This window comes from Sphingomonas sp. P4_G3, from assembly GCF_056401105.1.
In genome coordinates, this window is sequence record NZ_JBFUJZ010000014.1 from 36,578 (window position 1) to 62,733 (window position 26,156).

At 66.7% G+C, this 26,156-nt stretch carries 29 protein-coding genes; 21 read left to right on the plus strand and 8 right to left on the minus strand.

Annotated elements, in window-relative coordinates; genetic code table 11:
• Positions 1–202 precede the first annotated feature (202 nt).
• Together AC1DQQ_RS21315 and AC1DQQ_RS21320 are read right to left on the minus strand one after the other, a co-directional pair.
• Positions 203–1,027, minus strand: a complete 825-nt coding sequence (locus AC1DQQ_RS21315; protein WP_478046696.1) for a flagellin N-terminal helical domain-containing protein — start codon at positions 1,025–1,027, stop codon at positions 203–205.
• 214 nt (positions 1,028–1,241) lie between these two features.
• The gene (locus AC1DQQ_RS21320; protein WP_478033008.1) at positions 1,242–2,063 is read right to left on the minus strand and encodes a flagellin N-terminal helical domain-containing protein; all 822 of its coding nucleotides are present in this window, start codon (positions 2,061–2,063) and stop codon (positions 1,242–1,244) included.
• 239 nt (positions 2,064–2,302) lie between these two features.
• Here AC1DQQ_RS21320 and AC1DQQ_RS21325 point away from each other — a divergent pair, with 239 nt between their 5' ends.
• The 19 genes from AC1DQQ_RS21325 (at position 2,303) to AC1DQQ_RS21415 (ending at position 18,694) form a co-directional block, all read left to right on the plus strand.
• The gene (locus tag AC1DQQ_RS21325) at positions 2,303–3,556 is read left to right on the plus strand and encodes a sigma-54 interaction domain-containing protein (RefSeq protein ID WP_478046697.1); all 1,254 of its coding nucleotides are present in this window, start codon (positions 2,303–2,305) and stop codon (positions 3,554–3,556) included.
• Positions 3,553–3,921, plus strand: a complete 369-nt coding sequence (fliE, locus tag AC1DQQ_RS21330; protein ID WP_478033010.1) for a flagellar hook-basal body complex protein FliE — start codon at positions 3,553–3,555, stop codon at positions 3,919–3,921. Before AC1DQQ_RS21325 ends, fliE begins: the two co-directional genes overlap by 4 nt.
• 8 nt (positions 3,922–3,929) lie before the next feature.
• Entirely contained in the window at positions 3,930–5,648 is a 1,719-nt protein-coding gene (gene fliF / locus AC1DQQ_RS21335; protein ID WP_478046698.1) for a flagellar basal-body MS-ring/collar protein FliF, read from the plus strand.
• A complete protein-coding gene (gene fliG, locus AC1DQQ_RS21340; protein ID WP_478033012.1) occupies positions 5,648–6,658 on the plus strand; it encodes a flagellar motor switch protein FliG in 1,011 nt (336 codons plus the stop codon). The genes fliF and fliG overlap by 1 nt, the downstream gene beginning before the upstream one ends.
• On the plus strand, positions 6,651–7,373 hold the full coding sequence (locus AC1DQQ_RS21345) for a FliH/SctL family protein (protein WP_478046699.1): 723 nt from the start codon (positions 6,651–6,653) through the stop codon (positions 7,371–7,373). The genes fliG and AC1DQQ_RS21345 overlap by 8 nt, the downstream gene beginning before the upstream one ends.
• Positions 7,374–7,595: 222 nt before the next feature.
• Positions 7,596–8,927 (plus strand): FliI/YscN family ATPase, encoded by a 1,332-nt coding sequence (locus tag AC1DQQ_RS21350; RefSeq protein WP_478046700.1) that lies wholly within the window; start codon positions 7,596–7,598, stop codon positions 8,925–8,927.
• Between the two features lie 35 nt (positions 8,928–8,962).
• A complete protein-coding gene (locus AC1DQQ_RS21355; protein ID WP_478032941.1) occupies positions 8,963–9,385 on the plus strand; it encodes a hypothetical protein in 423 nt (140 codons plus the stop codon).
• A gap of 43 nt (positions 9,386–9,428) precedes the next feature.
• The gene (locus AC1DQQ_RS21360; RefSeq protein ID WP_478046701.1) at positions 9,429–10,673 is read left to right on the plus strand and encodes a flagellar hook-length control protein FliK; all 1,245 of its coding nucleotides are present in this window, start codon (positions 9,429–9,431) and stop codon (positions 10,671–10,673) included.
• Between the two features lie 15 nt (positions 10,674–10,688).
• The gene (locus AC1DQQ_RS21365; RefSeq protein ID WP_478032939.1) at positions 10,689–11,276 is read left to right on the plus strand and encodes a flagellar basal body-associated FliL family protein; all 588 of its coding nucleotides are present in this window, start codon (positions 10,689–10,691) and stop codon (positions 11,274–11,276) included.
• A 6-nt stretch (positions 11,277–11,282) separates the two neighbouring features.
• Positions 11,283–12,224: a flagellar motor switch protein FliM gene (locus tag AC1DQQ_RS21370; RefSeq protein WP_478032938.1), complete on the plus strand. Its 942-nt coding sequence runs from the start codon at positions 11,283–11,285 to the stop codon at positions 12,222–12,224.
• The gene (fliN, locus tag AC1DQQ_RS21375) at positions 12,221–12,511 is read left to right on the plus strand and encodes a flagellar motor switch protein FliN (RefSeq protein ID WP_066588837.1); all 291 of its coding nucleotides are present in this window, start codon (positions 12,221–12,223) and stop codon (positions 12,509–12,511) included. The genes AC1DQQ_RS21370 and fliN overlap by 4 nt, the downstream gene beginning before the upstream one ends.
• Entirely contained in the window at positions 12,511–12,774 is a 264-nt protein-coding gene (locus tag AC1DQQ_RS21380) for a flagellar biosynthetic protein FliO (RefSeq protein WP_066588835.1), read from the plus strand. The genes fliN and AC1DQQ_RS21380 overlap by 1 nt, the downstream gene beginning before the upstream one ends.
• Before the next feature lie 86 nt (positions 12,775–12,860).
• Positions 12,861–13,706 (plus strand): flagellar type III secretion system pore protein FliP, encoded by an 846-nt coding sequence (gene fliP, locus AC1DQQ_RS21385; protein ID WP_478032943.1) that lies wholly within the window; start codon positions 12,861–12,863, stop codon positions 13,704–13,706.
• 190 nt (positions 13,707–13,896) lie between these two features.
• A complete protein-coding gene (fliQ, locus tag AC1DQQ_RS21390; RefSeq protein WP_066812386.1) occupies positions 13,897–14,166 on the plus strand; it encodes a flagellar biosynthesis protein FliQ in 270 nt (89 codons plus the stop codon).
• A 4-nt stretch (positions 14,167–14,170) separates the two neighbouring features.
• Positions 14,171–14,944 carry a flagellar biosynthetic protein FliR gene (gene fliR, locus AC1DQQ_RS21395; protein WP_478032936.1) on the plus strand — a complete coding sequence of 258 codons (774 nt, stop codon included), beginning with the start codon at positions 14,171–14,173 and terminating at the stop codon, positions 14,942–14,944.
• Positions 14,944–16,071 carry an EscU/YscU/HrcU family type III secretion system export apparatus switch protein gene (locus AC1DQQ_RS21400; RefSeq protein ID WP_478032934.1) on the plus strand — a complete coding sequence of 376 codons (1,128 nt, stop codon included), beginning with the start codon at positions 14,944–14,946 and terminating at the stop codon, positions 16,069–16,071. The genes fliR and AC1DQQ_RS21400 overlap by 1 nt, the downstream gene beginning before the upstream one ends.
• 64 nt (positions 16,072–16,135) lie before the next feature.
• Positions 16,136–17,647 carry a flagellar filament capping protein FliD gene (gene fliD, locus AC1DQQ_RS21405; protein ID WP_478046702.1) on the plus strand — a complete coding sequence of 504 codons (1,512 nt, stop codon included), beginning with the start codon at positions 16,136–16,138 and terminating at the stop codon, positions 17,645–17,647.
• The gene (gene fliS / locus AC1DQQ_RS21410) at positions 17,647–18,048 is read left to right on the plus strand and encodes a flagellar export chaperone FliS (protein WP_478032931.1); all 402 of its coding nucleotides are present in this window, start codon (positions 17,647–17,649) and stop codon (positions 18,046–18,048) included. The genes fliD and fliS overlap by 1 nt, the downstream gene beginning before the upstream one ends.
• 85 nt (positions 18,049–18,133) lie before the next feature.
• Positions 18,134–18,694, plus strand: a complete 561-nt coding sequence (locus AC1DQQ_RS21415) for a response regulator (protein WP_478046703.1) — start codon at positions 18,134–18,136, stop codon at positions 18,692–18,694.
• A 232-nt stretch (positions 18,695–18,926) separates the two neighbouring features.
• Here AC1DQQ_RS21415 and AC1DQQ_RS21420 read toward each other — a convergent pair whose 3' ends face one another.
• Genes AC1DQQ_RS21420 through argH form a run of 6 tightly spaced genes read right to left on the minus strand, consistent with a single transcriptional unit; the run spans position 18,927 to position 24,615 of the window.
• The gene (locus AC1DQQ_RS21420; RefSeq protein WP_478046704.1) at positions 18,927–19,961 is read right to left on the minus strand and encodes a D-cysteine desulfhydrase family protein; all 1,035 of its coding nucleotides are present in this window, start codon (positions 19,959–19,961) and stop codon (positions 18,927–18,929) included.
• A gap of 19 nt (positions 19,962–19,980) precedes the next feature.
• Positions 19,981–20,937, minus strand: coding sequence for a CorA family divalent cation transporter (locus AC1DQQ_RS21425; protein ID WP_478046705.1), 957 nt, complete (start codon positions 20,935–20,937; stop codon positions 19,981–19,983).
• Complete coding sequence (locus AC1DQQ_RS21430) at positions 20,934–21,692, minus strand: precorrin-2 dehydrogenase/sirohydrochlorin ferrochelatase family protein (RefSeq protein ID WP_478046706.1); 759 nt, start codon at positions 21,690–21,692, stop codon at positions 20,934–20,936. Before AC1DQQ_RS21430 ends, AC1DQQ_RS21425 begins: the two co-directional genes overlap by 4 nt.
• Positions 21,689–22,960, minus strand: coding sequence for a diaminopimelate decarboxylase (gene lysA / locus AC1DQQ_RS21435; RefSeq protein ID WP_478046707.1), 1,272 nt, complete (start codon positions 22,958–22,960; stop codon positions 21,689–21,691). Before lysA ends, AC1DQQ_RS21430 begins: the two co-directional genes overlap by 4 nt.
• Before the next feature lie 6 nt (positions 22,961–22,966).
• Entirely contained in the window at positions 22,967–23,206 is a 240-nt protein-coding gene (locus AC1DQQ_RS21440) for a hypothetical protein (protein WP_478032921.1), read from the minus strand.
• On the minus strand, positions 23,203–24,615 hold the full coding sequence (gene argH / locus AC1DQQ_RS21445; RefSeq protein ID WP_478046717.1) for an argininosuccinate lyase: 1,413 nt from the start codon (positions 24,613–24,615) through the stop codon (positions 23,203–23,205). The genes AC1DQQ_RS21440 and argH overlap by 4 nt, the downstream gene beginning before the upstream one ends.
• A 139-nt stretch (positions 24,616–24,754) precedes the next feature.
• On the opposite strand from argH, the gene AC1DQQ_RS21450 reads away from it, so the two are divergent.
• Together AC1DQQ_RS21450 and AC1DQQ_RS21455 are read left to right on the plus strand one after the other, a co-directional pair.
• Positions 24,755–25,234 (plus strand): TlpA family protein disulfide reductase, encoded by a 480-nt coding sequence (locus tag AC1DQQ_RS21450; RefSeq protein WP_478046708.1) that lies wholly within the window; start codon positions 24,755–24,757, stop codon positions 25,232–25,234.
• A 165-nt stretch (positions 25,235–25,399) separates the two neighbouring features.
• Positions 25,400–26,083 carry a PilZ domain-containing protein gene (locus tag AC1DQQ_RS21455; RefSeq protein ID WP_478042405.1) on the plus strand — a complete coding sequence of 228 codons (684 nt, stop codon included), beginning with the start codon at positions 25,400–25,402 and terminating at the stop codon, positions 26,081–26,083.
• Positions 26,084–26,156: the final 73 nt, after the last annotated feature.

Below are 26,156 nucleotides of genomic sequence, written 5' to 3' on the forward strand. Positions count from 1 at the left end.
AACGAGCCGATAGAGGTGCTGCACAGTGGATGCCGGCACAAGGCCGGCATGACGGACGAAGCTGATCGTGAACGCCTCCGATAAACACGCAAAAAACAAGAAACCCCGGCGGTCGCGAAGACCGCCGGGGTTCGTGGTCGGCCCCGACACCCTGTGAAGGGGGGTTGGTGCCGAGGCCGTACGCCTGTGGCGCTTACGCGCCTCAGCCGCCCAGCAGTTTGAGCACGCCTTGCGAGCTCTGGTTCGCCTGGGCCAGCATCGCCGTCGACGCCTGGCTCAGGATCTGGGCCTTGGCGAGGTTGGTCGATTCGGCCGAGAAGTCGGCATCCTGGATGCGGCTGCGCGCATCGGTCAGGTTGGTCGAATTGTTGGTCAGATTGTTGACCGCCGACTGCAGACGGTTCTGCGCGGCGCCGAGGCCGGCGCGGGTCGTCGACACTTCGGCGATCGCATCGTCGAACGCGCTCAGCGTCAGGCCAGTCTTCATCTTGTTGGCGGTGAAGTCGACGACGGCCGACAGCTTGGTCGACGCGGCGTTGAGCTGGCTGAACGACATCTGGACGGTGTCGCTCGAATTGGCGCCCGCCTGGATCGTCACGTTGTTCGTCGCGGTCGCGAACAGATTCTTGCCGTTATAGCTGGTGTTGGCGACGATCGAGCTGATCTGCGCGCCCAGCGCGTCCTGCTCCGCCGTGATGTTGGCGGCGTCGGTGGTCGAATAGGTGCCGTTGGCGCCCTGCACCGCAAGCTCGCGCATACGCTGGAGCATGTTGGTGACTTCGTCGAGCGCGCCTTCAGCGGTCTGCGCCATCGAGATGCCGTCATTGGCGTTGCGCACGCCCTGGTTCATGCCGCGGATCTGCGAGGTCATCGAGGCCGAGATGGCGAGGCCGGCGGCGTCGTCCTTGGCCGAGTTGATGCGCATGCCCGTGGACAGGCGGTTCATGGCCGTCGACAATGCGTCGTTGGCTTTGGTCGAAGCATTCTGCGCTCGAAGCGCGGAAATATTGCTACCGATAACGGTCATAATGGTCTCCGTTGCTGACGCTCCCCGCCACCCCCAAGGCAGAAGGTCGAGCCGTCGACAGCAACGAACGACCGCTTTCGCGACCGTTTAAGTAAATTTTTTCGTCACCATGAAAATCCCGGCGGCGGTTGGGCCGCCGGGATCTTCTGGTACGCTTCACTCGAAGCCTGTCCTGCCCAGCCCTCGGGGGGATGGGACTGGGCAGGATCCTTCATTAGCCGAGCAGCTTGAGCACGCCCTGCTGCGACTGGTTGGCCTGGGCCAGCATCGAGGTCGACGCCTGGGCGAGGATCTGCGCCTTCGCCAGGTTGGTCGATTCCGACGAGAAGTCGGCGTCCTGGATGCGGCTGCGCGCGTCGGTCAGGTTGGTCGCGTTGCTGGTCAGGTTGTTGACCGCCGACTGCAGACGGTTCTGGCTGGCACCGAGACCCGCGCGGGTCGTCGACACTTCGTTGATCGCGTCGTCGAACGCGCTCAGCGCCAGGCCGGTCTTCATCTTGCTGGCCGCGAAGTCGACCACGGCCGACAGCTTGGTCGTGCCGGCGTTGAGCTGGGTGAAGTCGACCGAGATCGCGTCGGCCGTGTTGGCGCCGGCCTGGACCGAAACGGTGTTCGACGCAGTGGCGAACAGGTTCTTGCCGTTGAACGCGGTGTTGGTGATGATCGAGCCGATCTGAGCGGACAGAGCGTCCTGCTCCGCCGTGATGTTGGCGGCGTCGGTGGTCGAATAGGTGCCGTTGGCCGACTGCACCGCGAGCTCACGCATACGCTGCAGCATGTTGTTGACCTCGTCCAGCGCGCCTTCACCGGTCTGCGCCATCGAGATGCCGTCATTGGCGTTGCGCACGCCCTGGTTCATGCCCTTGATCTGGGCAGTCATCGAGGCCGAGATGGCGAGGCCGGCGGCGTCGTCCTTGGCCGAGTTGATGCGCTGACCGGTCGACAGGCGGTTCATCGCCGTCGAGAGGGCCAGGTTCGCCTGGTTAGAGGCATTCGTCGCACGAAGCGCCGAAACGTTGCTTCCGATAACAGTCATGTCCGTGTCTCCACTTGCTACGACGATCCCCGCCTCTCCCCCGAATAGTGCGAGGGGCCGAGCCGTCTGAACCGGAGAACGGCAGGTATTTGCCGGGCTTTAGGCAAAAAATTGCCGGTCCTTTGCCGGTCACCCCCATTTCGGGTCGCCGCGCGGTAATTTTTTGCCGCCTTTGCCGGATGGTTTACGTCTCGTTTACCAAGTTCCGGGCATGTCCCTCTTCGACGAAGGGGGAATACATGCGTTCGATCTTTCCATCCGACCTGGTGATGCGGCAAAAATATGCCTTGGTCTCTTCGCTGCGTGCGCAGGGCCTGGCGGTTGCCGAGGGCGATGCCCGGCCGCAGGCGAGCGACGTCTTCCTGGTGATGGAAGGCGAGACGCCGCCGATCGCCGACCGCACTCTGGTCATCGGCAGCGAAGGGCGCGGGTTCCGGCGCGGAACGGGCGGTACGCCCACGCGCCTCTCTTTCGGTCCGGCCGACAATGCGATCGGATCGGCTTTCGCTTATGCTTATGCCGCCGGCCCCGAGGCGCCGACCGCCGCCGACCCCGAGAGCCTGGCGCTGTTCGCGCTGGCCGAGCGCGTCGCCGATGCCGACATCACGGTATTGATCAACGGCCCGACCGGCACCGGCAAGGAAGTGCTGGCGCGCACCATCCATCTGAAATCGCGCCGTCGCGACAAGCCGTTCGTCGCGATCAATTGCGCGGCGCTCCCGGAAACCATGCTCGAAGCCTTGCTGTTCGGCCATCAGAAGGGCGCCTTCACCGGCGCCAGTGCGGCGGGCGAAGGCTTTTTCCGCGCGGCCGAGGGCGGCACCCTGCTGCTCGACGAGATCGCCGAGATGCCGCTTCAGCTCCAGTCCAAATTGCTCCGCGTGCTGCAGGAGCGCGAAGTCATCCCGATCGGCGCATCGACGCCGATCCCGATCGACGTCCGCATCATCGCCTGCGCCAACCGCGACCTGCACGAGGAAGTCGCCGCCGGCCGCTTCCGCTCCGACCTTTATTACCGTCTGTCGGTATTCCCGCTGACCACGCGCTCGCTGGCCGATCGCCCGCAGGACATTCCCGCGCTCGCCGCCGCGATGATTCTGCGCCATTCGGGTACGCGCCAGTCGATCCCCTGGCCTGACCAGGGCGCGATCGGCACGCTGATGGCGCACGACTGGCCGGGCAATGTCCGCGAACTCGAAAATGTGATCCAGCGCGCTTTGCTGTTTGCCGCCGGCGACACGATCGGCGCCAACCATATCGTGTTCGACCGCCGTCCCGAGCCCAAGGCCGATCCGGTCCCGGGGCGCAGCGCCGACACGCTCGCCAATGTCGTCCAGTTCAGCGAGTTCCAGGCGATCCGCGAAACGCTTGCCGCATGCGGCGGCAGCCGGATCGAGACCGCGCGCCGGCTGGGCATTTCCGAACGCACGCTTCGCTACCGTCTCGCCAGAGCGCGCGAGCAGGGTGAAGATATTACGAGGATGTGGGCATGAGCGGCATCAATGGCATTGGCGGCGCGATGAGCGTCGACCGGGTGATGGCGCTGCGCGCGCAGATCCTGGAGCGCAATACGGCGCTGGCGCGTGCCGGGGCGGCGGGGCCGACGGCCGCGCCCGCCACGGTCCAGCCGGCCGGACCCGCCAGTTTCGCAGACTCGCTGACCAGCGCGCTCAACAGCGTCAACGACAGCCAGAACCGCGCGTCGGACATCTCCGCTTCGTACGAACGCGGCGAGACGATCGACATCGCCAAGGTGATGCTGGCCCGCCAGGAGGCGTCGGTCAGCTTCGAAGCGACCTTGCAAGTCAGGAACAAGCTCTTGTCCGCCTATAAGGACATTATGAGCATGCCGGTTTGAGATAGGCCATGAGCAACGAACTCACCCAATCCGCCCCGCTCGCCGCCGAGCGTTTCGCCAATCCGCTGAAGCAGGTCCAGGGCCTGCTCGGTCAACCCGCGATCCGCCGCAGTTTGCCGATGATCCTGATGGTCGGGCTGATCGCGTCCGCCGCGCTCGCCTGGTTCATGCTGTCGACGCCGACGCAGAAGACTCTGTTCACGGGCTTGCCCGACAGCGACAAGTCGCAAGTCATGGCCGCGCTCAAGACCGGCGGCATCACCGGCCGGATCGACGAATCGACCGACGCGCTGACCGTCAATGAGGACGAATATTCCAAGGCGCGGATGCTGCTCGCAGGGCAAGGCCTGCCCAAGGCGGCGCCGGGCGGCTACGCGATCCTCGACAATCTGCCGATGGGTGTCAGCCGCGCGGTGGAAGGCGAACGGTTGCGCCAGGCGCGCGAGACCGAGCTCGCCCGCTCGATCCAGGATATCGACGCGGTCGCCGAGGCGCGGGTGCATCTGGCGGTCCCTGAAAACACCGTGTTCGTGCGCGACAATGCCGCGCCGTCGGCCAGCGTCATGGTCAAGCTCCAGGCCGGCCGCGCGCTCAGCGACGCGCAGGTCTCGTCGATCATCAACCTCGTCGCATCGTCGGTGCCGGGGATGAAGCCCGACGACGTCACCATCGTCGACCAGATGGGCGCGCTCCTGTCCAAGCCCGGCGCCGGCAGCGACAGCAACGACGCCGCGGTGCGCTACCAGCGCCAGGTCGAACAGAAATATCGCGAGCAACTGACCCAATTGCTGACGCCGCTGGTCGGCGCCGGCAATTTCACCGCCGAAGTGACCGCCGACGTCAATCTCGACGACACCAGCTCGACGCGCGAAAGCTATGACAAGGCCGGTGCGCTGCGCGCGGAACAGGGCAATTGGACCAACAAGGACGCCCCCAGCGCGCAGCCGCCGGGCGGAATTCCGGGGGCATTGTCGAACACCCCGCCGCCGCCGACCACGGTCGCGACGCCGACGCCCACGCCGACCCCCGCTCCCGGCGCGACGCCGGCGGCCGGAACGGCGGGCGCGCCTGCCGCCGCGGCCGGTGCCGCCAACTCGCCGGTGATGCCCGACACGGCCAAGGCGAGCGACAGCTATGCCCGTGCCTATGATCTCGGCCGCGAAGTCTCGGTCACCCGCAACGCACCGGGCGCGCTCAAGCGCTTGTCGGTGGCGGTCGTGCTGCGCGACGTCGAAGGATCGAAGCCGCGCTCGCCGGTCGAGATGCAGCAGATCACGCAATTGGTGAATTCGGCGGTCGGCGCCAACACCGCGCGCGGCGACCAGGTCACCGTGATCAGCCGCCGCTTCGCCGCGGCGCCCGATCTCGGCGGTGGCCAGCCCTGGTACGAAAGCGGCTGGCTGGCGATGGTCCTGCGCAACGTTACCGCGATCGTCATCGCCTTGCTGGTGCTGATGCTCGGCGTTCGCCCGCTATCCAAAGCGCTGATGAAGAAGCGCGACGATGCCGGGCGTGGTGGACGTGACCTCAATGCGACCTTCGGGATCGGTTCGCCGATGGCGGCCGGCACCGGCAGTGGCCCCAACGGCCAGCCGGTCAGCATCGACGCGCTCGAAAGCGCGCAGAATTTCGACGACCGGATCGGGATGGTCCGCGGCTTCACCCGCGACAACCCGACGCGCGCCGCGCTGGCGGTGCGTGACATGATCAAATCGGACGCCCGCTGATGAACGCTCCCGCCTCTTTCCGCGCCTATTCGGGCGTCGAACGCGCCGCCGTGCTGATGATGCTGGTCGGCGAGGAGGAGGCCGCGGCCATCCTCCAGAAGCTCGACCCCGAGGAAGTCCGCCAGCTCGGCAAGGCGATGTTCGCCGTCGCCGATGTCGGCGAGCCCGAGGTGCAGATGGTGCTCGACGATTTTGTCGGCAAAGCACGCGATCGCACCGCGATCGGGTTCGACCCGAAGCCGCTCATCGAGACGATGATGACTCGCGCGCTCGGCCCCGAAAAGGCCGACAGCGTGCTGGCGCGGATCACCCCGCCCGACGCGCAATGCCAGATCGACCTGCTCGACTGGATGGATGCGGCCGAGATCGCGGCGATGATCGAGAAGGAACATCCCCAGATCGCCGCGGTGGTCATCGCTAATCTCGACCAGGACGTCGCCGGCCAGGTACTCGAATTGCTGCCCGATGCGTCGCAGCCCGAAATCCTCCACCGCGTCGCTCGGCTGGGGCCGATCACGCCCGAGGCGGTCGATACGCTCCGCACCATGCTCGCCAATCGTAGCGGCGCTGGCGGCCAGTCGGCCGGGGTGATGCTCGGCGGCACCAAGGAAGCCGCCCGCATCCTGTCGGGCGCGCGCAAGACCACCGAACAGCGCGTCATGCCCAAATTGTTCAAGATCGACCGCGAAGTCGCCAAGGCGATCGAGGAGGCTTTGTTCGTGTTCGAGAATCTGCTCGACATGGACGACAAGAATCTCGGTACGCTCATCCGCAATATCGACAGCGACTTGCTCACGCGCGCGCTCAAGGGCGTGGACGAGGCGACGCGCAACCGCTTCCTCGGTTGCATGTCGTCGCGCGCCGCCGACGGCATCCGCGACGAGATGGAAGCGCGCGGCCCGATGAAGCTCAGCGAAGTGCTCGACGCGCAAAAGGCGATCATCCAGCTTGCCCGCGCGCTCGCCAAGGACGGCACCATCATGATGGGCGGCGACGACGACTATGTCTGACCGCCCGCTCAACGACTTCGTCGCCGGGTTCGCCAGCCGCCACGATCAGGCGGGCGCCGCGCTGCGCCGTGCCTTCGCGGCCAAGGGGGTGGCTTTCTCGCCGCGCGACATGACTCCCGAACCGCCGCCCGCGCCCGATGCGCGGCCGCGGCATTTCGAGCCGGCGGATCGCCAGGAGGATCCGACCGAGGGTTGGGATCCGTTCGACACCACGCAACAGCCGTCAGGCTTCGTCGATCCGATCGCGACCGCCAGGGCTGCCGGCTATGACGAAGGCGTCGCCGCGGCGATGGCCCAGGTCGCCGCCAATGCGGCGCGCGACCGCGCGTTGATCGACGGCCTGATCGCCGCGATCAACGACGATCGCCGCATCGACCGCGACCGGCTGGCCGGACATCTCCGCCAGACCGTGATGCAATTGGTCCGCCACATGGTCGGCGAGGCGGGCGTCGACGCCGCTCTGCTCAATCGCCGCGTCGCGGTCGCTGCCGGCATGCTTGCCGACGATGCCGAATCGGCGGTGCTGCGGCTCAACCCCGAGGACATGCCGCTGGTCGATGGCCATCTGCCGGCCAACATCTTCGCCGCCGGCGATATCAAGGTCGAGCGCGGCCATTTCGTACTCGAATCCGCCGCGACGATCGTCGAGGACGGGCCGGATCTGTGGATCGAGCAACTCGCCCAGGCGATCGACCGCGCGGCGTTGCCGGAATGATGATCGTTTCGCAAATCCTCCCCGGCACGGGGAGGGGGACCGCGCGCGCTAGCGCGTGGTCGAGGGGGTTCTCCTCGCCTACATCGCTTGGGGCTCGCCCCCTCCACCAAGCCGCTGCGCGGCTTGCGTTGGGGCGAGATCGTGTCCCCCGGACACGATCTTGGTTCGCCGGGGGCGAACCAAAGTCCCAGCGCCCTCCCCGTAAACGGGGAGGATTTTAAGATGCTGAACCGCTTCGCCGAAGACTATCTCGAAAGCCTTGGCACCGCCGACTTCGTGCCGCAGCCCAAGATATCGGGCCGCCTGGCGTCGTTCGACGGGCTGTTGATGGAAGCGGTCGGGCTCAATCTGCCGGTCGGCACGGTATGCCAGGTCGGTGCCTCCGGCGGCGCCAAGGTCGAGGCCGAAGTGATCGGCTTCCGCAATGGCCGCACCTTGCTGATGAATCTCGGCGGTCCCGCCGCTTTGCTCCCGCAATCGCCGGTCCGCCCGGTCGGCGCGCCAGGCGCCGCCGAAGTCGGTGCCGCATTGCTCGGCCGCGTGGTCGATGGCGCGGGCAAGCCGATCGATGGGCTGGGGCCAATCCGCGGCGCCCAGCATTGGCCGCTAGCCGGCAAACTGCAAGGTCCGCTCGATCGCGGCCGCGTGCTCCAGCCGATGGACGTCGGCGTGCGTGCGATCAACGGACTGCTGACGATCGGCCAGGGCCAGCGCGTTGGCATCATGGCCGGATCGGGCGTCGGTAAATCGGTGCTGCTCGGGATGATGGTCCGCGCCGCGCAAGCCGATGTCGTGGTGATCGGCCTGATCGGCGAACGCAGCCGCGAAGTTGCCGATTTCCTCGAGACCAAGGTCGCCGGAGAGGCGCGCGCGCGCTCGGTCGTCGTCGCGGTGCCCGCCAACCATTCGCCGGTGTTGCGCATCCGCGGCGCGCTGCGCGCTACCGCGATTGCCGAAGGCTTTCGCGCCGAGGGCAAGAAAGTCCTGCTGATCATGGATTCGCTGACTCGCGTGGCGCATGCCGGGCGTGAGATCGGCCTCGCCTTGGGCGAGCCCGCCTCCGCGCGCGGCTATCCGCCATCGGCGATCGCGATGCTGCCCAATCTGATCGAGCGCGCCGGCACTGACGTCAATACCGGCGGATCGATCACCGCTATCTATACCGTGCTCGCCGATGGCGACGACGGCAACGATCCCGTGGTCGACAGCGCGCGCTCGATCCTCGACGGCCATATCGTGCTGAGCCGCGCGCTTGCCGAACGCGGCGTGTATCCGGCGATCGATCTCGGCCCGTCGGTCAGCCGGGTGATGACCGACATCGTGCCGGCCGAGCATATCGCCGCCGCGCGCATCCTGCGTCGCCACCTCGCCACCTATGAGGAAAATCGCGACCTGGTGCTGATGGGCGCCTATCGCGGCGGGGTCGATCCGGAGATCGACGCGGCGATCGCCTATCATCCTGCCGTGATGGAATATATCCGCCAGGACGCCGACACCAAGGTCTCGTTGCCCGACGCGGTCGCCGAATTGATCGGCGTCTTTGGAAATGTTTGATATGAGGGGGTGCGGGCCGGCACCGATGCACTTCCATGCATAAAAAACGCCAACTCGATCGCATCTTGCGGGTCCGCACCCTTCAACTGGGCATGACGCGCGCCGAGGAAGTCCGCGCGCACGCCAAGATCGCCAGCGAGGCCGATCTCGCCAAGCGCATCGCGTCGCTCGCCGACAGCGTCGCGCCGACGCCGACCGAAGCGGGAAGCGGCTTCTCGCTGGTCGCGGCCGCACATTTCCGCTCGCGCCTCCACCAATCGGCCGAGATGGCCGAGCATCGCCTGCGCGCCGCCGAAGCGGCCGCCGAACGTGCCGCCGAGGCGACGCGCGAGGCGAAGCGTGACCAGTCGGCCGTCGAGAAATTGATGGTCCGCGCCGACCGCGAAGCGGCGCTCAAGGCAATCCGCGCGCTCGAGGCGGCACCGGCCGTCCGAAAGATTCGGCACGATCCTTGCTAAATACCCCCGCGGGGGCAGTGCACGCCTCCCGCACGAGGGGCTCATGACCGGTTTGACTCTATCCGTTTCCACGACCGTCGCGCTGCCCGCAAAGGGTGCCGCGTCCTCCCTGCTCGCCCCCGGCACGGTCGCCGATGGCGCCACGGGCGTGCCGAGCCTGGCCGCTTTCGTCGACCTGATGATCGGCAAGACGACCATCGCGCCCAAGGACGGACAGCCCGGCGGCGAGCGGCAGGATGATGCCGCGACCGGCAATTCCTTGCCGCAAAAGGACGACGACAAGAGCGATCCCGCGCTTGCCTGGTTGCTCTCGGTAGCGCCGATCGCTTTGCCCGCCGCGCCTGCGAAACCCATTGCGACTGGCGCGGTCACCGCGCCGCTTACCCCGATCCCGCAGCCTGCCTTGCCCTTGCTGGCGGTCGCGAGCGACGCAGGGCAGGCCAAGCCTGGCGCGGAGTCTGTGCCCCAGCAGATCCTGTCCGAGACGCAATCGCAGCCGGCGACCACGCCGATTCCGGTGGCGCTCCAATCGAATACCGCCGCGCCGATCACGGTCGACCCGGCCCTTGCCGCCGCCGCCGACGCGCAGAGCAAGACATTAGCTGCCAAACAGCAGGCCCTTGCCGCCGACCGCTCCCCTGGATCGCCGGTCGGCGCACAGCCGATCCGCATCACCATGCCGCAAGCGGCACCCGTGACCCTGGCCTCGCTGGCCTCGGCCAACGCGCCGATGCCGGCACTGTTCGCGCTGGCGATGGCGCCCGAGCGCAAGCCCGCTGGCGAGGGCAGCCAACCCGGGGACCTGACCGCCGCCGCGACGCTGTTGACGCCGGCCGATGCCGTCCAGCTGGTCGCCAAGCCGGGTCAGGCTGAGCGCCAGGCGCTCGACATGGGTCGCCAGGATTGGCCGCAAAAGATGATCGACCGGATCGAGGCGCTGCGCGACGACGCCAATGCCAATGATACCTCGATCCGGCTCAAGCCCGACGCGTTGGGGCGAATCGACGTGTCGCTGCGCACGCATGCCGATGGCGCGGTCACCGTCCGCTTCGCCGCCGAGCAGCCGACCACGCGCGCGCTGCTCGCCGATGCCGCGCCGCAGCTCAATGCCGCGGCCGAGGCACGCGGCATCCGGCTGACCGGGACCAGCGTCGACCTGAGCGGCTCGGGCATGACCGGAGGCGATCGCCCGCGGCCGCAGGTCGAGGTCAGGCAGGACAGCAAGAATCGCCTCGCGACTGGCGGGGATGACGACATTCGGGCCGTCGATGACGGCCGTGTGGCTTGAACGGGGAAATGAACGATGAGTGACGAAACCAAGGCCGACACGCCCAAGAAAAAGGGCAAAGGCAAATTGATCATCCTGATGCTCCTGGCCGTGCTCCTGGTGGGTGGCGGCACGGCGGGCGGCCTGTGGGCGGCCGGCATGTTGGGCGGCGCCAAGGCGGCTGGGCCCGAAGGCCCCAAATTGGTGCCCAAGAGCGAGCAGAAGCGCACCAGCGGCGACGGCAAGGAAGGCGAGGGCGCCACATCGGTCGGCACCAAGCCGCCGTCGGGCAGCGGCGGCGACAAATATGCGTCCAATTATTACGCGATCGACAAGGACTTCACGTCGAACCTGCGCGACAGCCCGCATTACGTCCAGATCGGGATCGCGGTGTCGACGCCGTACGACGATTCGGTGATCGAGAACCTCAAGACCAACGAGATCGCGGTGCGCTCGGCGGTGCTGATGGCGCTCGGCGATTCGACCGAGGACGAGGTCACGACCGGCGACGGCAAGAAGCGCCTGGCGCAGCGATTGGTCCAGGCAATCAACGCCACGCTCAAACAAAAAGAGGGATTTGGCGGGATTAGTAACGTCTACTTTACCAATTTTGTTGTTCAGTGACCGGGCATGGTTAACGGCTCGTCATCCATATCCGACACGGACCGGCGCGAACGCCCTCGCGCGGCGGCGACACACGCCCCCGCGCTGGGCGGCGCCAATCTGAATCCGTTCGGCGATCTGCACACGCTGCAGCATCTCTCCGCTCGTCTCGCGCGGAGCCTGCGTGGCGTGTTCGAGCCGTTGTTGCGCCAGGAAGTCCGCTTGTGGGCGGAGCCGCTGGTGGTGCAGCGCTTCACCGATTACCGCGCCGAGCGCCCCGACGGCCTGACCGCCTGGGTGCCGCTGTCGATGACGCCGGGCACTGGCCAGGCGCTGTTGGTGGTCGACGGCAAGTTCGTGCTCGAACTGCTCGACATGTTCTTCGGCGGCACCGGCGCCGCGCCGCACGACATGCCGAGCGAATTCTCGCCCGCTGCGGAAGCGATGATCGGGCACCTTGCCGCGATCGTCGCCGAGCCGATGACGACATCGTGGGAGCCGCTCGCCAAGGTGAGCTTCTCGCCCGGTCGGGTCGAGGCCAATCCGTCGATGGTCGCCGGGCTCGACGGCGACGATCCGATGGTCGTCACCCGGTTCGGCATCGGCAAGCATCACGGCAAGCCGATCTTCATCGACATCGTCTATCCGGTGCAGTCGCTCAAGCCGTACACGCCCTCGCTGAATGGCAAGGTGCTCGGCGCCGCGCCCGATCCGGCGTGGCAGAATGGTCTCGCCAAGGCCGTGATGACGGTGACTTTCCCGGTCCGCTCGGTGCTTGCCGAACCGGTGATCAGCCTCGCCAAGCTGATGGAACTCAAGGAAGGCGACGTGATCCCGATCAGCGTCGCCGCCGACGTGCCGGTGATGGTGGCCAATGGCCGCCTTGGCACCGGTACCGTCGGCACGTCCAATGGACGCGCCGCGATCAAGCTCAATTCGCTCTCTCTCAATGTCGAGGAACTCGCATGACCGATTTGTCCGGGACCTTCCCGGTCGACGCCAATATGGCCGCCAATTACCGGCTGCTGCAGGATGTCGACGTCAAGCTCACGGTGGAGATCGGCCAGACCCGGCTGACGCTCCGCGAACTGCTCGCTCTGGGCGAAAGCTCGGTGATCGAGCTCGACCGCCAGGCCAACGAGCTGCTCGACGTGTTCGTCAACGGCACGCTGATCGGCCGTGGCGAAGTCGTCACCGTCGGCGAGCGCTTCGGCGTCCGTCTGACCGAGCTGGTCAGCCCAGAGAAGCGCGGCTGATGCTCTGGACGTATATCCTCAAGCTGTTCGTGCTGCTGCCGCTGGTCTGCGGTCTGATGGTCGGCTGTCTGTGGCTGTGGCGACGGCTCGAGAGCCGGATGCCAGGCCAGCCGGCCAACCGCACGATCAAGGTTCAGGAAACGATGATGCTGTCGCCGGGCCTGCGCCTCGCGGTGATCGAGTTCGAAGGGCAGAAATTGCTCGTGTCGGTCGGTCGCGGCGGCGTCCAGCTGATCGACAAGGCCGGGGGGCTGCCCAAGTGACGACGATCCGCCGCCTGAAGCAAGACGGCCCTTCGCTGTTCCGTGCGCCGGTCCCCGCCGCGCCGCGCCCGAAGAATGTCCAGCTGATGAAGCTGGCGCTGATCCTGCTCGCGTTCCTCGCCTTGCTGAGCGTTGCGATGCCGTCCTTCGCTCAGAGCGCGCCCGCCGCGCCGGCGACGACCACCGCTTCCTCGGCACCGGCCGCCGCGGCCAAGCCCGGCATCGGCGACGCCGTCGACCGCGCGCTCGGCCAGCTCGGCGGACCGGGGGCGGCTGCCGCGACCAATGGCGCTGGCAAGGCGCCGCTGTCGCTCAGCCTGCAAGTCCTCATCATCATGGGCCTGCTCACGATCCTGCCCGGGATCCTGCTGATGATGACCAGCTTCACGCGGATCATCATCGTGCTGTCGATCCTGCGCCAGGCGCTGGGATTGCAACAGACGCCGCCCAACCAGGTGCTGATCGGCCTGTCGCTGTTCCTGTCGCTGTTCGTGATGGCGCCGACGATCAACCAGATGAACACCCAGGCGATCCAGCCTTATTCCGCCGGCCAGATCGGCGGGACCGAGATGATCCAGCGCGCCGGCCAGCCGCTCCATGCCTTCATGATCAAGCAGACGCGGATGAAGGACCTCAAGATGTTCGCCGACATGGCGCATTCGGGCCCGTACAAGAGCTCGGTCGACGTGCCCTACACCGTGTTGCTGCCGGCCTTCGTCACCAGCGAATTGAAGACCGCGTTCCAGATCGGCTTCCTGATCTTCCTGCCGTTCATCGTTATCGACCTGGTGGTCGCGACCGTGCTCATGTCCTTGGGCATGATGATGATGTCGCCGACGATCATCTCGATGCCATTCAAATTATTGCTGTTCGTGCTGGTTGACGGCTGGGCGATGATGATGGGCAGCCTCGCATCGAGTTTCGCGACATGATGCCCGCCTGTCCACCGCCCGCGCCCAACCCGTTCCGCGCGCCGCTGCCCGCCATGCCGAGCCGCCGGCCGATGTTGTGGCTCTCCCCTCGTCGTCATGCCAGCGAAAGCTGGCATCTCGTTGGGGAGAAGACTGCACAAGACCCCAGCGTTCGCTGGGGTGACGATGTTTCGAACTGGATCAACTGACGATGGACGCCGACTATTTCATCGGGGTGGCCGATCAGACGATGTGGGTGCTGGCGCTCGCCGCCGCCCCGGTGCTGATCCCGGCGTTGCTCGCGGGCCTGATCCTGGGCATGGTCCAGGCGGCGACGTCGATCAACGAACAGACGCTGACCTTCGTCCCCAAGCTGGCGGTGGTCGGTCTGTCGCTGCTGATCTTCGGCAGCCTGATCATGGGCCTGTTGACCGACTTCACGATCGATATCTTCCAGCGCATTCCCGACCTGGTGCGGTAAAAGGATGCTCGGCCTCGGCCTGAATATCGAGGCGCAGCTATGGGCGCTGCTCTTCGTGATGATCCGGATCGGCGCGGCGTTCGTCGCGGCGCCGGTGTTCGGCGCGGTGGCGGTGCCGTTGCCGGTGCGCGTCGCGCTGTCGGGCGCGATTGGCGTGCTGGTGCTGGCGGTCCATCCGATCGTCCCGCCCGCCGATATCTTTTCGATCGCCACCATTCTGAGCGCGGTGGCCGAAGCGCTGATCGGCCTCGCGATCGGCTTCATCCTGCAGATCGCGTTCGCCGCCCCCGCGGTTGCCAGCGAAGTGATCGGCACGTCGATGGGGATCGGGTTCGCCTCGGCGATCGATCCGCAGAACGGCCGCTCGACCCCGGCTTTGGGCAATTTCCTGTCGGTGCTGATGACCTTGTTGTTCCTGTCGGTGAACGGGCACCTCGTCCTCGTCGACATGCTGGTGCGCAGTTATACCGTGCTGCCCCCGGGTGGCGCCTGGCTGTCGCCCGACCGGCTCAAGGACATCGCGTTCTTCGGCGGCTACACGTTCGCCGCCGGCTTGCTGCTCGCGCTTCCCGTCGGGTTCCTGCTGCTCTGCCTCAACATGATCGTCGGCATGGTCAGCCGCGCCGCGCCCAGCCTCAATCTGTTCGCGATCGGCCTGCCCGCCAGCCTGGCGGTCGGCGTCGTCGCGCTGGCGCTCGCGATGCCCGCGATGGGTGATTACATGCTGGTCATCGTCCAGGAAGGACTCGATGCCACGCAAAGCCTGGTGTTCGGCTGATGGCCGAGTACGAAGGCGACAAGACAGAAGCGCCAACAGCCAAGCGTCGCAAGGACGCGATCGAGCGTGGCGATGTCCTCAAGTCGCGCGAATTCGCCACCGCGTTGATCGTGCTCGCCGGTTGCGGCTGGATCGCGATGCTCGGGCCGCAAATGGTCAAAGCCTGCGAAGGGCTGATGACCGCGAGCTTCCGCTTCGGCCGTGCCGATATCGAGGATTGGTCGCCGATGCGGCCGCTGATCCAGGCCGGCCTCGGCTTCGCGCCGACGGTCGGCGGGCTGTTCCTGATCGCGATGATCGCGGCGGTGCTCAGCCAGGCGGCGTTGGGGTCGTTCCGCTTCAATGGCACCCTGCTCCAACCCAAATTCTCGCGGGTCAACCCGGCGTCGGGATTGAAACGCATCTTCGGTCCGACCGGCTGGATCGAACTCGGCAAGTCGCTGCTCAAGGTCGCCTTGCTCGGATCGATCGGCGCCTGGCTGATGTGGAAGACCGCGCAGCCGACCTTGGGCCTGTCGACCTCGTCCGACGTCGCCGGGGTAGTCGGCAATCTCGGCGGGACGTTCGTGTGGATCCTGTTCACGATGGCGGGTGGGCTGGTGCTGATCGCCGGCGTCGACCTGCCGATCCAGATCATCCGGCTGCTCGGCAAGCTCCGGATGAGCAAGCAGGAAGTGCGCGACGAGAACAAGGAAACCGAAGGCTCGCCCGAGGCCAAGCAGCATCTCCGCCAGCGTCAGCGCGAGATGAGCCGGCGGTCGGTGCGCAAAGCGGTCGCCACCGCCGACGTCATCCTGACCAACCCGACGCACTTCTCGGTCGCGCTGCGCTACGATCGCGTCAACGACAATGCGCCGGTGGTGGTGGCCAAGGGGCGCGGCACCACCGCGCTGGCGATCCGCGATGTCGCTGGCGACGAGAAAATCCCGATCCTCGAATATCCGATGCTCGCGCGCGCGGTCTATTATACCAGCCGCGAAGGGCAGGAAATCCGCGACGATCTCTACCCCGCCGTCGCTACCGTGCTCGCCTTCGTGTTCGGCCTCAATCAGCGCGCCGGCACGGTGCCGCCGGCGATCGACGTGCCGACCAGTGCGCGGTTCGACGAAAACGGCGTCAAACAATGAGGAAAGTCCTAAATTTCGTTCCGCCCCGGTCGTTATATGATCTGACGCGCGCGGAGTAACGATCATGGTGACGACCAGCTCGACGACGAGCACCCCGACCCCAAGCCCTACGCCGAGCCCATCGGCGTCGAGCGTGATGGGTTCGGCCGCGCAGGCGCTGTTCAACTCGCTGTCGACCGGTTCGGGCGTCGATACCGCCTCGCTCGTCACCTCTTTGGTCCAGGCGCAATTCGCCACCAAGACCGATGCGCTGACTGCCCAGGCCGACGCGCTGACCGCGCAGATTTCGGGTGTGTCGACGCTCAAGAGCACGATCCAGCAATTCGCCACCGCGCTCAAGACGCTGACCACCAACGGTACCTTGCAGTCGCAGCCGCAAAGCTCGAACAACAATGTGCTGACCGCCAGCGCCCAGACCGGCGCGGCGCTGAACGGCCTGACTTCCTCGATCACCGTCAGCCAGCTCGCCAGCGCGCAAGTCGCGACGACCCAGGTCGCGGTCGCCGACCGCACCGCGGTGATCGGATCGGGCCAGCTGACGCTGACCTTGGGCAGCGCGACCTATTCGGCTGACGGCAGCCAGATGACCGGCTTCACCGCCGGCGCCGGCACGCCGGTCACGATCGACCTGACCGATTCGAGCCTCGACGGAATCGCTGCCGCGATCAATGCCAAGAAGGCCGGTGTGACCGCCTCGGTCGTCACCGATGTCGACGGCAAGGCCTATCTCTCGCTCAAGGGCGCGACCGGCACGGCGCAGGCCTTCACGCTCGCCGCGACCACCGATCCGACCGGCAACCTCGCCCAGTTCAATGTCGGCGTCGGCGCGACGGGCACCAAGATGTCGTCGGTCGCGCAAAACGCCAAGTTGACCGTCGACGGCGTGTCGGTCGAGCGCGCGTCGAACACCGTCACCGACCTGATCAACGGGGTGAAGCTGCAGCTGACCGGCACCAGCCCGGTCGCGGTGTCGCTGACCGCGAGCTCGCCGACCAGTGGCCTCAAACAGGCGATCACCGACTTCGTCGACAGCTACAATGAGGTGCTGAACACGATCAACACCCAGATCGACCCGCAGAACGGGCCGCTCAAGAGCGATACCGCGGCACGCGGGCTGATCAATTCGCTGCGCTCGCTGACGACGCGTTCGCTGCTTACCGGTGCGGCCGCCGGAACGCCGACAACCCTGGGCGAGATCGGCATCAAGACCAACCGCGACGGCACCTTGTCGGTCGACGACGCGGCGGTGACCAACGCGCTCAACAATTATCCGGCGTCGGTCGAGGCGATGTTCTCGTTCTCGACGTCGAGCTCGGACGGCATCACCGCGGCGATGAACGGCATTTCGCTGACCTCGACCAGCACACTGTACGGCCTCGGCGCCTCGCTGACGCGCTATACCCAGCAGCAGTCGGACGTGTCGAAGGCGAAGGACGATCTGTCCGACCAGTCGGACCAGATGAAGACCCGGCTGACCCAGCAATTCGCCAGCATGAACGCCAAGGTCGCGGCCTATAAATCGACCCAGGCGTTCCTCAAGAGCCAGATCGACGCCTGGGCGAAAGGCGACAATTGATGGCCGGCTATGCAACCGCGCTACGCGGCGATCCCGAAGCGACCTATCGCCAGATCGACCTGGTCGGCCGCACCGGCGAAGCGGACGGACCAGCGCTGGTCCAGTTGCTCTACGAGGAATTGGTCCGCGCGCTCCGCGTCGCCGCGCATGCCACCGAAAACCAGAACTACGCGCTGAAGGGTGAGAAGATCACGCGCGCTACCGCGATCCTGTTCGCGCTCGAGGCGGGGCTGGATTTCGACAAGGGCGGCGAGGTCTCGCACACGCTCGCGCGGCTCTATCGCGGCGCGCGCAACGCGATCGTCGATGCCAGCGTGGGACACGACGCGCAGCCGTTCCTCGAAGTCGCATCGAACCTCGAGGAAATCGCCCAGGCCTGGGCTCAGGCCCGCCGAGCTTGATACTCCCTCCGGCAAGTTGGTTGCCGCGCCATTAACCCTTTCGTGACCGGCGCCAGCTTAGGGTCGCGATCAAAGGAAGGACCCGATGGCCGAACTTCACCGACCCGTACGCACGATCCTGGTGGTCGACGACAGCCGCACCAATCTCAATGTCATCGGCAAGCGGCTGACGCATTTCGGTTATCTGACCGCGCTCGCCGATAGTGGCGAGGAAGCGCTCGACCTGATCGCCGTAAGGGGCTTCGATCTCGTCCTGCTCGACCTGGTGATGCCGGGGATGAGCGGACTCCAGGTGCTGACCGAATTGCGCTCGCGCCTCGAAACCGTCGATTTGCCGGTCATCGTCGTCACCGGACGCAGCGATCCCGCAGCGGCGGTCCAGGCGCTCGCCGCCGGCGCCGACGATCATGTCGCCAAACCGTTCGATTTCGACGTGCTGCACGCCCGGATCGAACGCACGCTTGCGCGCGCTCGCCGTGTTACTGACCTCAAAAGATCGAATGCCGCGCTCGATGCGCGGATCGCCGCGCGCGCGATGGAATTGGGCGAAGCCCGCGCCGAACTCGCCGACATCCGCGCCGACCGCCAACGGCTGATCGTCTCGCTCCAGGCGCTGCACGACGAGGTCGAGCGGCTGCGGGCCTAACGAGCGGATAGGCATTAGCCCTCTCCCGCCTGCGGGAGAGGGTTGGGTGAGGGTCTTCTTCCTTCTTCCAGGCGTGTGCCGAGACAGAAGAAGAAAGAAGACCCTCACCCTCCCACCGCTTCGCGGCGGGCCCCTCCCTCTCCCGCAAGCGGGAGAGGGCTAGAAGGCGAGCCCCCGCAGCTGGGGAGGAATTGGACTCAATTCCGCAACCCGATGTCGGCGTACCACTGGATCAGTCGTCACTCGCGATAGCATCCCGATAGGCGAACAGACCGGGGGTGCCGCCGGTCATCACGAACAGCACGTCGCGGTCCTGCCATGCACCTGTGCGCATGCCGTCGAGCACGCCGGCGAATGCCTTGCCGCTATAAACGGGATCGAGCAGCATGCCTTCGCTGCGCGCCATGATCCGCAGCGCGTCGACCATTGCGTCGGTCGGTATGCCATAGGCCTCACCGCGCTGTGACGCGTCGATGCGGATCGCGTCCTCGGCCAGAGTCCGGTCCGGCGCGATCAGGCTGAGCGCCGCGGAGGCGAGACGACGCGTCGCATCCATCGCCTTGTCGAGCGGCGCCAGCACCGTGAAGGACAGGATGCGGCGTGGATCGTCGCCCGCGGCGCTCAGCCCCGCCGCGAGGCCGGCATGGGTGCCGGAACTTCCGTTCGGCACGACGATCGCCGCGAAGCGGCGGCCGGCGGCTTGTTCTTCCTCGAGGATTTCCGCTGCGCAGACGGCATAGCCCAGACATCCGAGCGGCGAGGACCCGCCACTGCCAACGACATAGGCCTTGCGCCCGTCGCGCGCGAGTTCCTCGGCGCGCGCTTGCGCGGTCGCCAGCGCATCCACTTCGCCCGGCAGCCGATGGACCGTCGCACCGAACAGATCGTCGAGCAGCAGATTGCCGCTCGTCCGATAGGCTTCGTCGTGGCGCGGCACGACATCGCTCAGCATCAATTCGCAGGCGAGGTCGGCGCGGGCCGCGGCGGCCGCGCTTTGCCGTGCGTGGTTCGATTGCAAGCCGCCGGTGGTGATGAACGTGTCGCAACCCTGGGCGATCGCCTCGCCGATCAGGAATTCCAACTTGCGGAGCTTGTTGCCGCCACCGCCGACGCCCATGACGTCGTCGCGCTTGACCCACAAACGAGCCCCGCCCGTCGCCGTGCCGAGTATTTGCTCCAGGCGAACCAGCCGCTGGATCGGCGTTGGTCCGTCGAGCAGCCGGAACCGCGGGAATGCGTCCAGCCGGCTTCTCATCTCTGCGACCATCTGCCGTCTCCGTCGTGCCTCAGCCTCGCAACCAATGCCGGCGCACGAAATAGGTCGTCACGCTCACCGCGGTCAGCACGCAGATCCCGACGATCGCATCGAATGCCCAGGATTTGTCGGCGAGCCACAGCCCCTTGACGTTCATCCCGTACAGGCCGGTCAGGAACGTCAGCGGCAGGAAGATCATCGCGACGATCGAGATGATCAGTGCGCGTTGGTCGATCTGTTCGGCGCGCAGATCGGTCAGCGCTTCATGCGTCAGCGCCGAGCGTTCGCGGATGCTCTCCAGTTCCTCGGCCATGCGCGCCGCGCGATCGGCGGCGGCCGACAGATGCAGGCGGTCGTCGTCGCCCAGCCAGCCGACCTGGAGCGTGCTCAGTTTTTCGATCGCCGTGCGCTGCGGCGCAAGGAAACGGCGATAGCCGATCGATTGGACGCGAACGCGGGTGACGGTGCGGCGCAGTTCGAAGATCTTCTCATTGTCGAGCGAGCTCTCGCATTCGTCGAGATCGTCGCCCAATTGCGCGACATCGGGGTCGAGGTCGCTGGTGATCGCGGTGGCGAATTCGGTGATCAGGTCGCCGGGATCGCGCACCTGGCCGGCCTCGACGCTCTGTTCGACCATTTTGATCGCGTTGAGCGTCTTGCGCGTGACCGAGATCACTCGCCCGGCGATCGCCCAGATGCGGACCGAGGCGAGCGGATCGGACGAGATCAGTTCGTCCTCCGACCGGCCGCGCAGGTTGAGCAACGCGCCTTCGCCGAACTGCTCGCAGCGCGGGCGCGTCTCGGTCGCGGTCAGCGCGTCGACCAGATAGTCGTCGAGCTTGGCGACATTCGTCAGCCACGCCTGGGCGTGCTCGTTATTGGTCGTCAGGTGGACCCAGACGAAGCCATGGTCGATGTCGAGCGCCTGCTTGATCTCGCAGCGTGTCGATTTGCCGCTCTCATCGACATGATAGGCAAAGCCGCTCATCGCGCCATCTCCACAAACACGGTCAGCCCTTCTGCCGGATCAACGGGCAGCGCAACCGAAACGATCCGCGGTGCGTCGGCGCGGGCGCGGTCGAGGATCGCGGGCGGCACGTCGGGGGTGTGGACCACGCGATCGGCCTGGGCGAGCAAGCGCGCCTGGCGCAAGGTGAGATCGTCGGGGTCGGGGGAGGAGAGGCGGACCGCCTCGATTGCGCTCGGGCGCGATGGGTCGCCGTGCCACGCATCGACGCTGGCTGCATCGGCGGCCAGCGGATCGAGCGCACCGCCTTCGCTCAGCGCCTGCGCCAAGGCGCGGCGGCGGGCATCCATATCGGGGAGCGACGCCTTGAGCCGCGCGCGAACCGCATATAGCGCGTCGGCGAGTCCACCCAGCGTCGTCGGCAGCAGTGATTCGAGCCGCTGACGCAGCGCCGCCGCCAGCCCCGCCGACGCCCCGCCCGTGCCGATCGCGACGATCACCGGCGAGCGGTCGACGATCGCCGGCAGCGTGAAGTCGCACAGATCGGGCCGATCGACCGCGTTGACCAGCACGCCGCGCGCCTGGAGCCGCGCGACCGTCGCGTCGGGGTCCTCGAGCGCCACGATTGCCAGCGCCGCGTCATCTTTTTCGCCAACGATCGTCGCGCCGGCGCGCTCGAGCAGACGGCGTTTGGCGTCCGCGCTGTCGCCCTCGCCGATCAGCATCACCGGCCGCCCCGCCAGCCGGAGGAAGACCGGCAGGCTGTACAAGGTCACGCGGCAACCGTCCCGAGCCAGTCGGGGACATGTTCTTCGGACATCACGCGATAGGCCGGGATGCGTTCGGCGACCACGGCGTAGCGGTCGCCGTCGACCATGACCTCGGGCACCAAGGCGCGGCTGTTATAGGTCGATGCCATCGTCGCGCCATAGGCGCCGGCGGTGCGGAAGATGGCGAGGTCGCCTTCCTTCACCCGGTCGATATCGCGCGCCTTGGCGAAGGTGTCGCCGCTTTCGCACACCGGACCGGCGATATTGGCGACGAACCGCGCGCCGCTCGGCTTCACCGCGACGAAATCGTGCCAGGCATCGTACAGCGCCGGGCGCGCGAGGTCGTTCATCGCGGCGTCGACGATCACCCAGGGATTGGTCGGCGAGGGCTTCACCCAGATCACCTGGGTCAGCAGCACACCGGCATTGCCGGCGATGACCCGGCCCGGTTCGAACATCAGTTCGACGTCCCAGTCGCGGGTGACGCGCGCGACCATCTCGCCATAAGCGGCGGGGCTCTCAGGTTTGTCCTCGGCGCGATAGGCGACGCCCAGCCCGCCGCCGAGATCGACGCGATCGATGCGGTGGCCGGCGGCGCGCAGATCGGCGACGAGCTGGCCGATGCGGCGATAGGTCGCTTCCATCGGCGCAACACTGAGCAATTGGCTGCCGATATGCGAGGCGACACCGCGCAATTCGAGGCCGGGAAGCTTCGACAGCCGATCATAGATAGCGGGCGCGTCGGCGATCGCGACGCCGAACTTGTTGTCCGCCTTGCCGGTCGAGATCTTGGCGTGCGTCCCGGCATCGACGTCGGGATTGACCCGCAGCACGCATGGCGCCTTGATTCCGCGCGCGGCGGCGATTTCCGACAGCGCGACGCCTTCGGCTTCGAGCTCGAGGTTGAACTGACCAATGCCGCGGTCGAGCCCCTGCGCCAGCTCGCCGCGAGTCTTGCCCACGCCCGAGAAGACGATATCCCGCGCKGGCACGCCGGCGGCCAGCGCACGTTCGAGCTCGCCGCCCGATACGACGTCGGCGCCATAACCGGCATTGGCCATCACGCGGAGCACCGCGAGATTGGGATTGGCCTTGATCGCATAAGCGAGATGGACCCGCGGCAGGTTTTTCAGGCCGTCGCGAAACGCATGCGCGTGCCGCTCGAAGGTGCGGCGCGAATAGATATAGACGGGAGTCCCCACCTCGGCGGCGATGCGCGCCATGGGGACGTCTTCGGCGTAGAGCTCGCCGTTCTTCAGGTTGAAATCGTCCATGAAAACTCAGTTGGCGGGGGGGAGATCGAATTCGTTGCCTTGGCGCTCCTGCGAACTGGTCAGCAAGTCGTCGCTGCGTGCGGGGCGCGCCTGGATCGAGGCGGTGAGGAGCTGGTTCGGCGTCGGAGTGGCGGTGGCGCCATAAGGTGCGACCGGCAACGCCTTGCCCGCGACCGGTTTCAAATCGCGCGCGGCACCGCATGCCGACAGCGCGAGAACCAGGCCGAGGATGACAAACCGTTTCACGTCTTTTCTCCCGTGCGCGCCGCCTTTGCCGCCGCGCCCTCGTTTGCGCGTACCGCTTTCGCGGCCGCGATGGCCTCCCGTACCCGTATCGGCGCGGTGCCGCCAGCACTGGTGCGGCTCGCGACCGACGCATCGACGCTCAGCACATCATAGACGCGTTCGTCGATTCGCGCATCGATCGCTTTCAATGTTTCGACGGGTAATTGATCGAGCGCGACGTGCGCCTCTTCCGCCGCTTTGACCGCGCGGCCGGTGACGTGGTGCGCCTCGCGGAACGGCAGGCCGGCTTCGCGCACCAGCCAGTCGGCGAGATCGGTCGCGGTGGCGAAGCCCGATTCGGCGAGGCCGCGCATGCGGTCGGTGCGGAACGTCGCGCTCTCGACCATGCCGGTCATCGCCGCGATCGACAAAGCGAGCAGGTCGTGCGCCTCGAACACCGGGGGTTTGTCGTCCTGCATGTCCTTCGAATAGGCCAGCGGCAGGCCCTTCATCGTCACGCACAGAGCGGTCATGCAGCCCATGATCCGCCCGGCATGGCCGCGCACCAGTTCGGCGGCGTCTGGATTGCGCTTTTGCGGCATGATCGAGCTGCCGGTCGACCATTGGTCGGACATGGCGACGAAGCCGAACGGCTGCGACGCCCAGATCACGAATTCCTCGGCCAGGCGGCTCAGGTGCAGCGAGCATTGCGTCGCCGCCATCAGATAATCGAGCGCGAAGTCGCGGTCGCTGACCGAATCGAGCGAATTGGTCGTCGGGCCGTCGAACCCGAGCGCCTTTGCCGTGGCATCGCGGTCGAGCGGGAAGCTGGTGCCGGCGAGCGCGGCGGCGCCGAGCGGAGAGCGGTTCATCCGCGCGCGATTGTCGGCGAAGCGGCTGCGGTCGCGCGCGATCATGTCGTGATAGGCCATCAGATGATGGCCCAGCGTCACGGGTTGCGCCGACTGAAGATGGGTGAAGCCGGGCATCACCGCCTCGGCATGCTCCTCGGCGCGCGCGATCAGCGCGTCCTGCAATTCGCCCAGGGCGGCGGCGACCTGATCGATCGCGTCGCGCACCCACAGCCGGAAATCGGTCGCGACCTGATCATTGCGCGAGCGCGCGGTGTGCAGCCGCCCGGCGACCGGCCCGACTTTCTCGGCCAGCCGCGCCTCGGTCAGCATATGGATGTCCTCGAGCGCGAGATCGTCGGGCACGCCGTCGCGGGCATAATCCTCGGCGACCGCGTCGAGCCCCTTGGCGATCGTCGCGACATCGTCGGCTTTCAAGATGCCTTGCGCGCCGAGCATCGCGACATGCGCCTTCGATCCGGCGATGTCCTGACGCCACAAACGCTTGTCGAACGGTATCGAGGCATTTATCTCGCGCATCACCGCCGCCGGTCCCTCAGCGAACCGACCGCCCCACATCGCGTTCGAGGTCTGTTTGCGCTCTATCGTTCTTCTCCTCGCGGCCACCGCTTTGATCGGCGGCTGCGATAGGCCGTCCACTCCCAAGGGGCAAGCGAACGACAGCGCGGCGCTGCCGACGCTCGACGAAGCGTCGAACATGACGCCCGCGCCCTCGGCGCCCGATACGGGTGTCGACGTGATCGGCAAGCTGGTCCGCGACCATAAGGGAGAGGCCGCGCCCGATGCCGGCTTCATTGGTCCCGACGGCAAGGCGCTGACCTTGGCCAGTTTCGCCGGCAAGCCGGTGCTGCTCAATCTGTGGGCGACCTGGTGCGGGCCGTGCAAGGCCGAGATGCCGACGCTCGACAAGGTCGCGGGCGAGGGCAAGGTGCAGGTGGTGACGGTCAGCCAGGATCTGGACGGCAAGGCCGCGGTCGATCCCTATCTCGCCAAAGCGGGGCTCAAATCGGTCAAGGCCTATACCGACAAGGAGCTGCACATGTCGGCGGCGTTCGGCAATCCCAGCCTGCCGACGACGATCCTCTACGATTCGTCGGGCAAGGAAGTGTGGCGGATGATCGGCGGGATGGACTGGACCAGCCCGACTGCGCAGGACCTGCTGGCCGAGGCGAAATAGCGGGTTCGCGTGCGCTGTGCACAGCTTGTCCATAGGAGTGGGTGCGCGCTATCGCCGACCGTCATACTTTGCTGTAGCACCTACGGATATGGTGGAGATGGCGAATATTGAGGCGCCCGATTGCCATTGCGGGCCGTCCGACTGGTCGCGACGGAATCGATCGGCATGAGTGACCAGGATCAGGGCGGAGCGGCCGGCGATCCCGGCGCGTCGGCTCGCGCTCGCGCGCCGCGCAAGAACCTGTTGCTGACCGCGACCATCCGTTCGGGAGGCGTGACCGCGCCGGTCAGGATCCGTAATCTGTCCGAAAAGGGCGCGATGGTCGACGGTCACGCGCTGCCCGAGCCCGGCGCGTCGGTCATCCTGCAGCGTCTCGAGGTCGAAATGCGCGGTGTCGTGGCCTGGCGAGCGGAGGGGCGCTGCGGAATCCAGTTCGAAGGCGCCGCGTCGGTCGACGAATGGGTTGCCGGTCGCCGCGCGCCGGCGGCGATCTTCGGTCAGGGGCAATCGCGAGTCGATCAGATCCAGGCCGCGATTCGCGGCGGCCGCGATATCCTCGATGAGGACGTGCCGGCTGCCAGGTCCGCCGAACTCATCACCGATCCCGAAGCACGCGTCGCCGAGGAGCTCGATCATGTCCAAAGGATGCTGGATGACGTGGCCGGGGATCTGATCGGCGACATGGCGCTACTGCAACGCCATGGCGAGGCGCTCCAGCGGTTCGACAATGCCTGCCAGATATTGAACCAGCTCTCCGCCATCCTGAAGGCGAAGGACCGCGCCGCCGCGATCGCCGGGGTCAATCTCGAAGCGTTGCGGGACAGGCTGTTGCGCAAGCCGGAGGCGTGAAGGCGCGGGCGGATCATTAGACCTTCTAGCCCCTCCCCTTCAGGGGAGGGGTTGGGGGTGGGGCGTATCAGTC